Origin of the sequence: Microbacterium enclense (assembly GCF_004022425.1) — a bacterium.
Classification (GTDB): Bacteria; Actinomycetota; Actinomycetes; order Actinomycetales; family Microbacteriaceae; genus Microbacterium; species Microbacterium enclense_A.
Genome location: NZ_RBZY01000040.1, coordinates 18,234 through 31,906, shown reverse-complemented (window position 1 = coordinate 31,906; position 13,673 = coordinate 18,234). Strand labels below are relative to the sequence as shown.

The window sequence follows — 13,673 nt, the reverse complement described above, 5'->3', positions numbered from 1 at the left end:
CCTGGCGGGCCTTGGCATCCACCGTCAACGCGATCCTGAACGGCGATCACCGCCTCGGCGTCGCCGCGGAGTCCGCGCTCGGCCACGCGATCGAGAGCCTGTGCGCCGCACTCATCGCCGGGCGCGCCGGAGCGGATGCCGGTGCCTCGGGGTTCCGATCGGCGCAGGCCACCTTCGCCGCCGCGACGCGCCTGCTGACCGAGCGGGCCGGCGATCCGGAGTTCACGGTCGAGGAGCTTGCCCGTTCCCTGGACGTCTCGCGGCAGTACCTCGCCCGCGTCTTCGCGCGGTACGGCAGCACGCCGAGCTCGGCACTGCGCGCACGCCGCCTCGAACTCGCCGACGCCTTCGCGGCCACGGGGTTGTCGTTCACCGAGATCGCGCGGCGGTCGGGCTTCCCGTCGTCCCGCGCTCTGTCGCACGCCCGCCGCGACCGCGACACCCGCCACTGACGGCCGGTGAACAGGATGAGCCCGCCCGTTGATTCAAGTTGTGGGCCCCAACCAGGATCAACGACGATCCCCACGCGCGTGGACGCAGTCCACAGATGACACATTGGCCCGCGATTTCCCTGCCACGGCCGGGAGAATCGAGGCATGACCGACGCCACTGGCATCCTGCACCTGCTCGCCTTCGCCGCGGAACCTGGCGGCGGCAACCCCGCCGGAGTGGTCCTGGATGCGACGGCCCTCGACGACGCCGACATGCTGCGGATCGCGGCCGACCTGGGGTATCCCGAGACGGCGTTCGTCACGGCCCGCGACGGGGACCGGCTGCGGGTGCGCTACTTCTCGCCCGAGGCCGAGGTGCCGTTCTGCGGTCACGCGACGATCGCCACGGCGGTCGCTCTGGCCGAGGCCGAGGGGCCGGGGGAGTTCGTCTTCGAGACCACCGCGGGCGACGTCCGGGTATCGGCGCGGGACGATGGCGGCCGGATCGCGGCGGGATTCACGAGCGTCGAACCGGTGGTCCGCGACTTCCACGACCCCTCACCGTTGCTTGCCCTACTCGGACTCGACGCGGACGATCTCGACCCGCGGATGCCGCTCGCCGAGGCCTTCGCGGGGAATTGGCATCCGGTGGTCGCCGTCCGCACGCTCGAGCGGTTCGACGCATTCGGGTACGACGCGGACGCGCTGCGGGTGCTGATGCACGAGCGCGGCTGGACGGGCACTGTCACGGTCGTCCACGTTCCGGGCGAAGTCGCCGACGGCGCCGTCGTCGAGGCGCGCAACCTGTTCCCGGTCGGCGACATCACCGAGGATCCGGCCACCGGCTCCGCGGCCGCCGCGCTCGGCGCCTACCTCCGCGACCGCGTCGGGCTTCCGGCGCCGTTCCACGTCACGGTGCACCAGGGGCGGCACATCGGGCGGCCGAGCATCCTCGAGGTGGAGGTACCGACGACGGGCGGCATCCACGTCGGGGGTGGTGCGACACCGATGTGACCGGCGACGGCGACACGGCCCCGGCGGGGGTCCGCTTCCCGGGAAATCGCCGCGGTTCCCGGCGAAGCGAACGTGTGCGTGCAATCATGGGCGGACGTCCATCCCCCGATCGCGTCGACCGCTGGAGAACGAATGTCCCCCGTCTGGAGACGACTCGTCCCCCGCAGTGTGCGCCTGCGCAGCCGGCTGCGGTGGAAGAACGGCCGGTGGCGTCTGGCGACGCCTGACCGCGTGCTGCTCGAAGACGTGATCGTGCCGGAATTCCTCGGACGCGACGACGTCCGGCGCGTCCTCGATGTCGGAGTCGCCTGGTACACCCGCACGTATCCGCGGCTGTATCGCGGGATCGAGTACCACACCATCGACGTCGACCCCGCGATGCAGCGGATCGCGGGACCGCATCACCGCACCCTGTCGATGACCGAGCTCGCGACGGTCTACCCGGCCGACACCTTCGACCTGATCGTCTGCAACGGCGTCTTCGGGTGGGGGCTCGACACCGCCGACGACGTCGCGCGCGGACTCACGGCGTGCGCCGACGTGCTGCGTCCGGGCGGATGGCTCGTCGTGGGCTGGAACGACATGGAGGGCCGGCGCATCCCGGACCTCGACGCGCTCGCCGCCCGGCGTTTCGACCGTGCCGTGCTTCCCGCGGCACGCGCGGACCACCTGGTGACCGACACGCACTACGCCCACCGCTACGACTTCTTCACCCGCCGGTGACCGTGGCAACGCCGGTGACGGCTGGGATCTGGTCGCACTACGACGACGACCTCCTGTTCGCCGTTCCGACGCTCGATCGGGCCATCCTCCGCGGGCACCACGTGCGCAACCTCTTCCTCACCGCCTCGGACGCGGGCACCGGCATCTCGACCTACGTGACCGGTCGCGAACGGGGCATCCGCGCGGCCTACGACGTGATGCGCGGCTCGTCGACGCCTTGGACCGACCGCACGACGGTGTTATCGAACGGCGTCGCCGCCACGACGACCTCGCCCGACGACGACCCCCGGATCGCTCTGACGTTCCTCCGCCTTCCGGACGGCGGGTTGACGGGCGGCGGGTGGTACGCGACCGGATACCGCACCCTCCCGAAGCTCGTCGACGGGCGCGTCTCATCGCTGACCACCCTCGACACGGAACGGGAGCTCACCCTCGATCAGCTCGTCGACACGATCGGCGCGTTCATCACCGAGAGCGGTGCGTCGGCGGTGCTGACGACCATGCCGGACTCCGCGGCGCAGAGCGAGGGCGACCATCCCGACCACGGCGCTGCCGGTCGACTCGTCGCCGCGGCCGTCGACGCGGGCCTCGTGGACGGCGAGGTCGTCCGGTACGCGGTGGGGTACCCGCATCGGTCGTGGCCGGCGAACCTCGACGCCGCGGACGTCGCCCGCAAGATCGACGTGTTCACCGCGTACGGCGCGCACGACGTCGTCGTGCGCCGTGATCCGGAGGATTACGTCTCCCTCCCCGGTTTCGGCGACTGCCTCCGGCGCGAGCACCACGTCGACCACCGCGATCTCGTGCGGGTCGAAGGCCGCCGCTGACCGAGCGTGCAGGCGCCGCGACGCGGCCCGCGTCACTCCCCGCCGGCCAGCCTCCACACGCGGTCGCGCGAGAACGGCAGTTCGTAGCCGCGGCGCCCGAGGGCGCGGGAGACGGCGTTGCCGATCGCCGCGCCCACCGGGTTGTACGGTGATTCGCTCATCGACTTCGCTCCGAACGGGCCGAGGGTGTCATCGGTCTCGGCGAAGTACACCTCGGTGTCGGGCACGTCGGCGAACTGCGGTACGCGATACGTGCGGAACACCGGGTTCTGCACCACGCCGTCCTCGAGCATGACCTCTTCGTACAGCGCGCCGCCGAGGGCTTGCGCGGCGCCGCCCTCGATCTGCCCGCGGCACTGCTCCGGGTTGATCACGACACCGGCGTCCGCGGTCTGGATCGACTGCAGCACCTTCACCGTCCCCGTCTCGGGGTCGACGGCCACCCGCACGGCGTGCACGTTGAACGCGAGGGAGCGGAAGTCGCCGAACTCCGCGCCGTCCGCTGTGAGCCCGTTCTCGTCGCGCATCGTGGCGGGGGCGGCATCCACGATCCGTTCCCACGGAACGAGCTCGTCTCCCGCCAGAACACCGGATGCCACGACCTCGGCGGAGTCGGCATCCCCTCCGGCCAGCTCGACGGCGATGTCGATCATGCGCCGCCGCAGCATCGAACACGCGACGTGCAGCGCCTTGCCCGCGACGGTGGTGCCCGCCGAAGCGAAGGCACCGGTGTCGTGGCGGACGGCGTCGGTGTCGGCGGCCCAGAGTTCCAGCCGGTCGTGCGGGACGTCGAGGACGGTCGCCGCGATCTGCCGGTGCACCGTGGACGTGCCGTTGCCGAACTCGGCCGTGCCGACGCGCAGCAGGTAGCTGCCGTCGCGGCGGAGGGTCGCCGTCGTGTGGGCGATGTGCCCGCGCGGGGCCATGGTCGCGATCATCGCCGCGGCCATGCCCTCGCCGACGGCCCAGCCCGCGGGGGCCTCGACGCCGTTGCCCCGCCGCAGGGCATCCTGCGCGAGGTCGAGGCACTGGTCGAGGCCGTAACTGCCCCAGATCAGGTCTTCCTCGTACTTGTCCTCGTCGGGGTGGAGCGGGTCGCCCTCCGTCACCGCGTTGATGCGGCGAAGGTCGAACGGGTCGATCCCCAGCTCCTCAGCGAGAGCGTCCATCGCCGACTCGACTGCGAACACGACCTGCCCCAGCCCGTACCCGCGGAACGCGCCCGACGGCGGGTTGTTCGTGTAGACCGCTTCCGCGTCGATCCACTTCGTCGGCACGCGGTACAGCGTCGTCGACTCGGCGCACGAGTGGAACAGCACTCCGATCGCGTGGTTGCCGTACGCGCCGGTGTCGCTGAGGACATCGAGCTTCATCGCGGTCAGGCGCCCATCGGCATCCGCTCCCAGCGTGGTGCGCACGCGCATCGGATGCCGGAGCGAGGCCCGCACGAACTGGTCGGTGCGCGAGAACTCGTACGCCACCGGGCGGCCGAGCTTCAGCACGGCAAGGGCCGTGAGGTCTTCCGTGAACAGCTCCTGCTTGCCGCCGAACCCGCCGCCGACACGGTTCGCGAAGACGCGGATGCGGTCGCGCTCGACGCCGAAGATGTGCGCGAGCTCGTTGCGCGCGAGGAACGGCACCTGCGTCGACGAACGGATGACGAGACGCCCGTCGTCGTCCAGCCACCCCACCGCCCCGTGCGTCTCGAGAGCCGCGTGGGTGACGCGCGACGAGCGCCACTCGCCCGTGACGGCGACATGGCTTGCGGCGAGGGCCGCGTCGATGTCGCCGCCGTGGCCGGTGTGGAAGCCGGCGACGACGTTGCGCGCGGCATCCATCACGCGCTCGTCGGGCGTGCGGTCGGGGTGGAGCAGGGGAGCCCCGGGCCGTCGCGCCTCGTCGGGGTCGAAGACCGCGGGGAGCACGGCGTAGTCGACGCGGACCGCACGGCAGCCGGCATCCGCTGCCTCCGCCGTCTCGGCGACGACCGCCGCGACGCGCTGCCCGACGTGGCGCACCACGTCGTCGAGCATGCGCGTGTCGTCGGGATCGTCGGTGCGGTGCTCGTGACGGCCCGTCGAGTAACGGGTCTCGGGGACGTCGAGGTGGGTGAAGACCGCGACGACCCCGGGGAGCGCGAGCGCGGCGGTCGTATCGATCGAGGTGATCCGCGCGTGCGCGTGGGGTGAGGTGACGACGCGCAGCACGAGCGGCGGGCCGCCCGGGACGGGCTCGTCGAAGGTGAACGGCTCCTTGCCCTGCACGATGCGGCGGGCGGCCTCGGGGGCGACCGAGGTGCCGACGCGGCCCCCGTCCGGCTTGTCGGCGGCGCGTCCCGTTTCGCGCACCGGGCCCAGCACCGACTCGCGGATCGCCTCCCGGATCGGGCGATACCCGGTGCAGCGGCACAGGTTGCCCTTCATGCGGCGGTCGAGGTCGTCGAGATCGCTCTCGCAGAGCGTGGATGCCGTGACGCTCATGCCCGGGGTGCAGAACCCGCACTGGAACCCGAATCCGGATGCCAGTGCCTCCTGTACCGGGTGCAACTCATCGCCCGGAGCGAGGCCCGCGGCCGTCGTGATCGACCGCCCCTCCAGACGCATCGCCGGGATGATGCACGAGTGCGTCGGCTCGCCGTCGAGCAGCACCGAGCACGCGCCGCAGTCACCCGCGTCGCATCCCTTCTTCACCTCGACATGCCCGGTCTCGCGCAGCAGCGTGCGTGCGCACTGACCCGGCCGCGGGTCGGCCTCGACGGCGGACCCGTTGACCTGGAACTTCACTCGGTGTCCTCCCGGAGATCGCGCGCGAAGCCCGCGCGCAGCCGCTCGGCGAGTACGACGCTCACCCCGCGTCGCCAGTCGGCGCTGCCCAGCGGATCGGTGTAGAAATCGGTCGCGGAAGCCACGGCATCCCGCAGCTCTCCCGCTCCGGGCACCCGCGCGAACCGCAGGACGCGCGGTCGGCGCACCGCCGCCGTGACGACGAAGACGGCCGCGCCGTCGGGGTCGACGCGGGCCGTCACCACGGCGCCGGAGCGCCCGAGCTCGGCCAGCGCGATCTTCTGCAGCGCCACGCGCGAGGTCAGCGCCGCCAGGGGGATGTCGAGCGCCCGCAGCACCTCGCCGGGCGCGAGCGACGTCGCGGCGTTGTCGATGACGAGGTCGGCGACGGCGATCCGGCGCTCGCCGCCGTCGGGCGTCCACACCAGGGCCGTGGCATCAAGGGTCGAGAGGAAGGCGATCATCGCGCCCGCCGCGAACGCCTGGCAGACGTTGCCGCCGACGGTGGCGGTGTTCCAGATCTTGAACGACGCCAGCAGAGCGTCGGCGGACGGTCGGGCGAGCGCGAGCGACGTCCACGCGGCCGGTGCCTCGTGCTCAGCCCACGCCAGCAGCCGCGCGATCGTGCACGTCGCACCGATGCGGAGGCCGGTGTCGGTGATCTCGATGTCGGGCCAGCCGAGGGTGGTGAGGTCGACGAACCCGGTGGTGCGCGGCTGCGGCTCGCTCATGATCCACGTGCCACCGGCCATCACGACCTCGCCCGGAGCGAGCGCGAGATCGGCGCGGGTGCGGGCGGCACGGTACGAGGTGACGGTGGTGATATCCACGCCTCAGCCCGCCAGGATCTCGCCCGACCACGCTCCGTCGGTGAGGCGGTAGTGCTGTCGGGTGCTCTGCCCCGCGGGGTCGCCGCGCCAGAACGTCAGGGTGAGGGGACGGAGTCGGAAGCCCACCCAGCGCTGCGGCGGTTCGAGCACCGGGTGCGTCGCATCGAACTCCGCCCACACGCGGCGGCGTTCGTCGACGGGCAGTTGCGCGTTGTCGAGCGTGTTCATCCACGCGAGCAGCTGCAGGTACCGCGACCGTTGCGCGTACACCGCGGCGGCCTCCGGCGCGCTGACCCGCTCGACGATGCCCCGGACCACGAGCTGCCGTCCCACCTCGGGCCAGGCGACGGCCATCGCCGCGACGGGATTGGCCGCGATCTCGGTGACCTTCGCGCTGGCGGCATCGGTGTGGAAGTACAGGCCCGTGGCATCCCGATCGCTCACCAGCACGTGGCGCAGCGACGGCAGCCCGTCGCGGCCGATCGTCGAGAGGGCGGCGAGGGGCCGCAGCTCGCTGTCGTGCTCGGGGAGCCACTGGACCATCAACGCGACGGGGTCGGCGACGAGCCCATCGGTCTCGTCGAGGTCGGAGCCGAACGTGGTGCCTGCGGTGATCATGGCCACCTCCGGGATTGCGCAGTGTCACCGCCGAGCGTAGGGACCGCGCGTTTCCGCGATGTTGCCGCCATGAACATTCGCCGAAACACGCGCTTCGTACACTCCGGGCATGACGGTCCTCCCGCTCCTCGACGTATGCCCGAAGCGCATGGAGTACGGCCCGTGCGGCGGGGTCGGCTTCGACGGGTCGTGCGAGATCGACGCCGAGCACTCGTGCGCGTTCCTGCCGCGGGGGACGGTGCGGTGGACGGGCATCGACCGTGTTTCGGTCCCGGATCCCGGCGCGCGCACAGCCGCCGCCGCGGAGACCCTCGCTTCCCTCGGCACGCGCCCGTGGGTCGTGGCCGACCTTCCCGCGCGGGCGATGAGCGTGGCATCCATCGACTCCTGTGGCGCGATTCTGGTGGGAGAGGTGGATGCCGTCCTCGCCGGCGACGCGGGAACCGCGCGGGTGCAATTCCCTCCGGCGTACCGGGCGCACCTGCTGCAGCGCGCGGGGCTGCGGGTGTGGACCGGGCTCAACATGCGCGACCGCAACCGCGTGGCGATCGAGGGGGAGCTTGCGGCCCTGGCCGTCGAGGGGGTGGCCGGGGTGCACTGCGTCACCGGCGACCACACCCGCACGGGGAACCGGCCCGACGCCGCACCCGTGTTCGACCTCGACTCGACCGAGGCCGCCGCCCTCGCCCGCGCCGCGGGGCACGTCGTCTCGGTCGCGGCGTCGCCCGCCGCGCCGCCGGTGGAGCGTCGGGCTGCGCGGCTGCGCGAGAAGCTGCGCGCCGGCGCCGACGTCTGCTTCGTGAACCACGCCGGGGGAGCGGAGCCGGTGCGGCGGTTCATCGACTCCGTGGCCGCCCCGGTGCGGTACATCCCGTGCGTGCCGGTCGTGATCGATCACGCCTCCGCCGACGTGCTGGAGTCGTTCACGACGCTCGTGCTGCCGGACGGCTTCTTGTCGCGGGTGCGCGGTGCGCGTGACCCCCGCGCCGAGGGCATCGCGCTCGCGGTCTCCCTGGCCGAGGAGCTGTTGGCTCTTCCGGGCGTGGTGGGCGTGAACCTGTCGGGCGGCCGCGACGGCGGTGAGGAGTCGTTTGCCGAGGCCCAGGCCGAGATCGCGCGGCGGCTGCGCTGACGCGGGCCCGGACACAACGAAGGAAAACTGCCGCCCGGAGCGGGGTGTGGGCCCGGGGCGTGGCATCCGGGGTGCAGAACTCCTGCGTTGTGTACGCCGGGGGAGGGTGGATGCCGGGGTGGCGGGGTTGTGCCGGAGTTGTGCAGCCGCGCGGGGGCAGAAGCGCCGCAGGGTCAGGCGCCGAGGAACCCCCGGATGCCATCGGCCACCGTCGCGGGAGCGGTGAACTGCACGAGGTGACGGTGACCGGGGACGACGGCGAGTGTCCCGTCGGCGGCGCGGTCGCGCAGTTCCGCGCACCAGCGGAGGTCGGCGATGCGGTCTTTCGAGCCCCGGATCACGAGCACCGGTCGTGTCAGCGCGGCGACGCGTTCCTCGAGGGGGTACCGGACCATGTGTCGCGCCTGCGCGAGGTACCACCGGGGGCCACTGCGGAGGTACTCGCGGAACACCGTCAGCCCCGCCCGCGGCGGTTCGAGAGCGCTGTCGACGGCGAGCAGAAGCCCCTGCGACGGCAGGTTGCGATGAGTGCGGTCGGCGATGGGGCTCACCAACACCACGGCGCGCGCGAGGTCGGGCCGTTCCGCCGCGAGCTCGACGACCCACTGAGTGCCCATTGAGTGCCCGAGGAGCACGGCATCCCGCACTCCGATCCGGTCGAGCAGTGCGCCGAGTGCGGTGGCGATGTCAGCCACGCCCGGCGACCCCTTCGGCGCGGGGAGGCCGCCAAAGCCGGGGACGTCGATCGAGCGCACCGTCGCTCGGACCGCGAGTTCCGCGTGCAGCCGGGTGAGATACCGGTGGGAGGTGCCGAGGCCGTGCACGAGCACGAACACGGGGGCGTCCGGGGCCGCGGGGGGGCGTCGACACCACGCGGAAGGCGAGTCCGTCGACCTCGCCCTCCCAGACAGCGGAGGGAAGGGGTGCGGCGGGTCGGGGCATGACGGCCACCGTAGAACTCGGGCGGGTGCTGCAGAACGGGGTTGCGGCGACGGGTCAGGCCGGGGTGCGGACGGCGGCGAAGCGGTTCACCCGGCGCAGGGCGAAGCCGAGGCGCTCGTAGGCCGCGATGGCTCCGGTGTTCGTCGCGGCCGCGTGCATCATCGCGCGGTCGCCGCGCTGCTGGATGTGGAACGCCACGTCCAGCACGAGCCGCGACGCAAGACCCTGCCGACGGTGGTCGGCGTCGACCGCAACCGCGCTGATCTCGGTCCACCCTGTCGGGTGCAGGCGCTCGCCCGCCATCGCCACGAGGCGACCCCCGCGACGGATGCCGATGTACCGACCCAGCTCGTGGGTGCGGGGCCGGAAGGGTCCGGGCTGGTTCCGCTCGACGATCGCCATCATCTCGGCCGCGTCGTCGGCGTCGAGTTCGACGGCCTGGTCGAACGGCCGCGGCTGCAGCACGGCGGTCTCGACCAGCTGAACGCCCTCGCCGCCGCCGAGGAACCCCCACCCCGCGGGCAGCTCGCCCTCGTAGCCCGAGAGGCCCACCTCGGCGCCCGGGCCGACGAGGTCGCGCAGCGCGTCCCACACGGAGGGGTCGTCCCACGTGCGGACGGCGACGAACGGAGCGACGTCCTCGGGGTACCGACGCACCAGGTCGCCGCCGATCGCGAATCCCGCGTGCGGTCCGACGAGTGAGTGCCACGCGGCGTTGTCGAGCACGGCGGCGGGATCGTCCGCGGTCGCGGCGGGGGGAGAAGCGGGGGTGGCCGAGGTCATGGCATCCGTTCGGGGTCGACTACCCGAGATGCAACGTCGGGGTCGACGTCGCATTCCCGCCGGGACCTCAGGGCCGGGGGCGGATCGCGAGGTCGGCGGCGACGGCGACGACGTGACCGCCCTTGCGCTCCGCGCGCTCGACGGAACGGGGGTCGGCGTCGCGCTCGAGCATCCGCCACGGATGGGCGTCGATGTCGGCGCCGCCGGTCGCGCACGCCAGCAGAGCGAGCGGCGTGAACACACGCCAGGGTCCGTGCGGACGCTGCATGTCCACGACGGCCGCGCGTCCTCCCAGACGTACGGCGGACACGGCCCGCGCCCACGCCGCCTCGCGCTCGCCGAACACGCTCAGCGCGTAGGTCGACAGCAGGGCGTCCGCACCGCGTCCGTCGGTGCGGTCGCGGATCTCGGCCGGGTCGAGGGCGGCGGCATCCGCCTCGACGAGATCGACGCGGTCGCTCCACCCGGCGGCGCTCACCCGGCGCCGGGCCATGTCGAGCATGTCGGGGCTGCGATCGACGCCGATCACTCGCCCGTGCGGTCCGACGGCGCTGAGCAGCGCCGCGAAGTTCAAGCCGGTGCCGCAGCCGAGATCGAGCACGACGTCGCCGGGGCGAGGACGCAACAGGGCGATCCCGGCCTCGCGTCCCGCGTGGTACACCCAGCGTTCGCCCGAGAGCACGTCGTACCAGCGGGCTCCGAGCCCATAGCGCCGCAGCGGTGTCGCCATCGAGCCACCCCCTTTCCGACCACCTTAGGCTTCGGACATGACCGTGCCGACGCGCCGTGCCCGCCCGCTCACCTCCGCCGAAGCCGGCCGTACCCGGTGGGACCTGGTCGTGATCGGCGCCGGCAGCGCCGGTCTCGTCGGTGCGAAGACCGCCGCGATCCTCGGTGCGAAGGTGCTGCTGATCGAGTCCGCCGGGTTCGGCGGCGAGTGCCTGTACACGGGGTGCGTGCCCTCGAAAGCGCTGATCGCGGCGGCGACGGCGGCGCACGACGCGCGCGACGCCGCCCGGCTGGGGGTGCACGTCGCCGATGTCCGGGTCGACTTCGCCGCCGTGATGTCCCACGTCCGGCACGCGATCCGCGAGATCGAGCCCGTCGACTCGCCCGAGGCGCTCGCCGAGGCGGGCGTCTTCACGCTGCGCGGCCGTGCCCGCTTCGACGGTCCGCGCTCGCTGCGCGTCGAGGGGGTCGGCATCCGTTTCCGCGACGCCCTGGTGGCGACGGGGAGCTCCCCGGTGCTGCCGGAGGGCATCGATCCGGATGCCGTCCTCACCAACGAGACCGTGTGGGATCTGACCGTGCTGCCCGAGCGCCTGCTCGTGCTCGGTGGGGGAGCCATCGGATGCGAGATCGCCCAGGCGATGGCACGTCTGGGCAGTCGCGTGACCCTCGTCCACCGCGGCGAGCGCCTGCTGGCCAAGGAGGATCCGGATGCCGGAGCGATCGTGCTCGCGGCGCTGCGCGCGAACGGCGTCGACGTGCGACTGGGCACCACGCTGGTCGACGCGGACACCGGGGACGAGACCGTGACGGCGCGTCTCAGCGACGGCACGACCGTCACGGCCGACCGCGTGCTCGCCGCGCTCGGACGCCGAGTGGACACCACGGGCCTCGGGCTCGATGTCGCCGGCGTCCGCCGCGATGACGACGGCGCGATCGCGGTCGACGCGACCCTGGCCACGAGCAATCCGCGCGTCCGCGCGGCGGGCGACGCGACCCCGCTTCCGCGCTTCACGCACACCGCCGGCATGTTCGGCAGCGTCGCGGCGACGAACGCCGTGCTCGGCCTTTCGCGGCGCGCGGGCGTTGACGTCGTGCCGCGGGTGACCTTCACCTCCCCCGAGGTGGCGGCGGTCGGGGTATCGCCGCACGAGGCCGCCGCGCGCGGGATGCGCGTGGTGGAGTCTCCTCACGCCGACCTGGACCGCGCGATCGCCGAGGGGCAGACCGACGGCTTCACCCGTCTCGTGGTGGACGGAAAGGGCCGCGTGACCGGGGCCGTCATCGTCGGTCCCCGCGCGGGCGAGTCGCTTGGGGAGCTGTCGACGGCGGTCGCGCTGGGGTTGAAGGTCGGCGCGCTGGCGGGCGCGATGCACGCCTACCCCACGTACTCCGACGCGGGGTGGAACGCCGCTGTTCGCGACGCCCAGGGGGCCCTGCGCCACGGGCTCGTCGCCGCGGCGATCCGGTTGCTGCGGGCGATCCGTCGTCGTCGGAGCTGACGGGCGCGCCGTCGCGGCGATTCCGCTCAGCGCAGCAGCCGGTACCCGGCGATGATCCGCTGCACCGCGCTCACGGCGACGAACAGGCTCCACACGAGGGCGATCTGCCACGCCCAGAACGGCAGGATCAGCCAGAGCGTGTGGACGGCGATCGTCTCGGTGCCCTCCGCGATACGACCGAGGAACGACAGCGACCGTCCGTCGTCGACCTGCCGACCGGTGCGCTCGGCGATCGAGGAGAACGCCAGGAACGCCGTCCCGTTGACGTAGTACGTCAGCAGGACGAGGAGGAACGGCCACCACGGTGCGCCGAACGCCGCGGATGCGCCCCACGCCACCCCGAACACCCCGGCGCCGTAGACGACGAAGTCGGCGGCGATGTCGAGGAACCCGCCGGCCTCGCTGTCGTTCCCCCGACCGTGCGCGCGACGGCGGCGGGCGAGGGTGCCGTCGAGACCGTCCGCGAGGCGGGAGACCAGCCAGAGCACCACCGCGGCCGCCCACCACTGCGCGGCCGCCGCGCCGGCGGAGGCGAGCCCCAGAACGAGCCCGGCCATGGTCAGGCGGTCGGGGGTGATGAACGATCGGTCCAGCGTCGCGGCGACGGCCTCGAGCGGACCGGACAGCGCCGTGCGCAGAGAGCGATCAAGCATCCGTGGCATCCCCCGTCCGACGGCGGCGCACCAGGATGCCGGCCACCACGCCGCCGATCAGGAGCACGCCGACGACGCTCAGCGCCACCCAGAACCACGGGCCCAGCTCCCACCCGAACGCGCCGAGCGCGACGTAGGCGGCGGAGCCCGGGATGATGCCCACCGCGGTCCCGATCGCGTAGTCGCGACGGCGCACGGACGTCAGCCCCGCGCCGTAGTTGATGAGCGTGAAAGGGATCACGGGGACGAGCCGCGCCCCCAGCACGGCGGGCAGGCCACGGCGTCCGATCGCGGCATCCAATCGGGCCACCCGGGCGCCGGTGAAGCGTTCGACGGCTTCGCGTCCGAGCGCCCGACCGAGCGCGAAGGATGCCGCCGCGCCCAGCAGAGCGCCGACGTAGACCATGGCGAACGCCACCGGGAACCCCCAGACCAGACCCGCCGCGATGCCGAGGACGTTCTTCGGCGCGGGACTCAGGGTCAGGGCGGCGTACAGCAGCGTGAACAGCAGAACGCCGGGCGCTCCGACCTGACCGGACCAGGCGCGGATCTGCTCGACGTCGTGCGGGACGAGCAGAAAGCCAACCGATGCGACCGCGGCGACGAACAGACCGAGAAGTACCAACCGGATGCCGGGTCGGCGAGCGGAGCCCTGCGGACGCGTGGCGGTGTCGTCAAGCTCCATCGATTCCTTCCGGTCCCCCAT

General features: G+C 72.8%; 14 protein-coding genes. 6 read left to right on the top strand and 8 right to left on the bottom strand.

Annotation, left to right across the window (positions count from 1 at the left end):
• The 4 genes from D8Y23_RS11620 to D8Y23_RS11605 form a co-directional block, all read left to right on the top strand.
• The coding region (locus tag D8Y23_RS11620) for a helix-turn-helix domain-containing protein (protein WP_128218289.1) at positions 1–452 on the top strand (452 nt) is incomplete at its 5' end.
• Between the two features lie 144 nt (positions 453–596).
• Positions 597–1,445 (top strand): PhzF family phenazine biosynthesis protein, encoded by an 849-nt coding sequence (locus D8Y23_RS11615; RefSeq protein ID WP_128218288.1) that lies wholly within the window; start codon positions 597–599, stop codon positions 1,443–1,445.
• A 132-nt stretch (positions 1,446–1,577) separates the two neighbouring features.
• Positions 1,578–2,168 carry a class I SAM-dependent methyltransferase gene (locus tag D8Y23_RS11610; protein WP_128218287.1) on the top strand — a complete coding sequence of 197 codons (591 nt, stop codon included), beginning with the start codon at positions 1,578–1,580 and terminating at the stop codon, positions 2,166–2,168.
• Entirely contained in the window at positions 2,165–2,995 is an 831-nt protein-coding gene (locus D8Y23_RS11605; RefSeq protein ID WP_205797085.1) for a PIG-L family deacetylase, read from the top strand. Before D8Y23_RS11610 ends, D8Y23_RS11605 begins: the two co-directional genes overlap by 4 nt.
• 32 nt (positions 2,996–3,027) lie before the next feature.
• On the opposite strand, the gene D8Y23_RS11600 is transcribed toward D8Y23_RS11605, so the two are convergent.
• The 3 genes from D8Y23_RS11600 to D8Y23_RS11590 are packed head-to-tail and all read right to left on the bottom strand — an operon-like array spanning position 3,028 to position 7,226.
• Positions 3,028–5,778: a molybdopterin-dependent oxidoreductase gene (locus D8Y23_RS11600; RefSeq protein ID WP_128218285.1), complete on the bottom strand. Its 2,751-nt coding sequence runs from the start codon at positions 5,776–5,778 to the stop codon at positions 3,028–3,030.
• Positions 5,775–6,608 carry an FAD binding domain-containing protein gene (locus D8Y23_RS11595; RefSeq protein ID WP_128218284.1) on the bottom strand — a complete coding sequence of 278 codons (834 nt, stop codon included), beginning with the start codon at positions 6,606–6,608 and terminating at the stop codon, positions 5,775–5,777. The genes D8Y23_RS11600 and D8Y23_RS11595 overlap by 4 nt, the downstream gene beginning before the upstream one ends.
• 3 nt (positions 6,609–6,611) lie before the next feature.
• Entirely contained in the window at positions 6,612–7,226 is a 615-nt protein-coding gene (locus tag D8Y23_RS11590; protein ID WP_128218283.1) for a pyridoxine/pyridoxamine 5'-phosphate oxidase, read from the bottom strand.
• Positions 7,227–7,335: 109 nt separating this feature from the next.
• On the opposite strand from D8Y23_RS11590, the gene D8Y23_RS11585 reads away from it, so the two are divergent.
• Positions 7,336–8,358, top strand: a complete 1,023-nt coding sequence (locus D8Y23_RS11585; protein ID WP_128218282.1) for a methylenetetrahydrofolate reductase C-terminal domain-containing protein — start codon at positions 7,336–7,338, stop codon at positions 8,356–8,358.
• A 173-nt stretch (positions 8,359–8,531) separates the two neighbouring features.
• Here D8Y23_RS11585 and D8Y23_RS11580 read toward each other — a convergent pair whose 3' ends face one another.
• The 3 genes from D8Y23_RS11580 to D8Y23_RS11570 form a co-directional block, all read right to left on the bottom strand.
• Positions 8,532–9,194, bottom strand: coding sequence for an alpha/beta fold hydrolase (locus D8Y23_RS11580; protein ID WP_164878221.1), 663 nt, complete (start codon positions 9,192–9,194; stop codon positions 8,532–8,534).
• 160 nt (positions 9,195–9,354) lie between these two features.
• Positions 9,355–10,083: a GNAT family N-acetyltransferase gene (locus D8Y23_RS11575; protein ID WP_128218280.1), complete on the bottom strand. Its 729-nt coding sequence runs from the start codon at positions 10,081–10,083 to the stop codon at positions 9,355–9,357.
• Between the two features lie 67 nt (positions 10,084–10,150).
• Complete coding sequence (locus tag D8Y23_RS11570; protein ID WP_128218279.1) at positions 10,151–10,813, bottom strand: class I SAM-dependent methyltransferase; 663 nt, start codon at positions 10,811–10,813, stop codon at positions 10,151–10,153.
• Positions 10,814–10,850: 37 nt separating this feature from the next.
• Here D8Y23_RS11570 and D8Y23_RS11565 point away from each other — a divergent pair, with 37 nt between their 5' ends.
• Complete coding sequence (locus tag D8Y23_RS11565; protein WP_128218278.1) at positions 10,851–12,314, top strand: dihydrolipoyl dehydrogenase family protein; 1,464 nt, start codon at positions 10,851–10,853, stop codon at positions 12,312–12,314.
• 26 nt (positions 12,315–12,340) lie between these two features.
• On the opposite strand, the gene D8Y23_RS11560 is transcribed toward D8Y23_RS11565, so the two are convergent.
• Positions 12,341–12,967, bottom strand: coding sequence for a CDP-alcohol phosphatidyltransferase family protein (locus D8Y23_RS11560; RefSeq protein WP_128218277.1), 627 nt, complete (start codon positions 12,965–12,967; stop codon positions 12,341–12,343).
• The gene (locus D8Y23_RS11555; protein ID WP_164878220.1) at positions 12,960–13,652 is read right to left on the bottom strand and encodes a TVP38/TMEM64 family protein; all 693 of its coding nucleotides are present in this window, start codon (positions 13,650–13,652) and stop codon (positions 12,960–12,962) included. The genes D8Y23_RS11560 and D8Y23_RS11555 overlap by 8 nt, the downstream gene beginning before the upstream one ends.
• Positions 13,653–13,673: the final 21 nt, after the last annotated feature.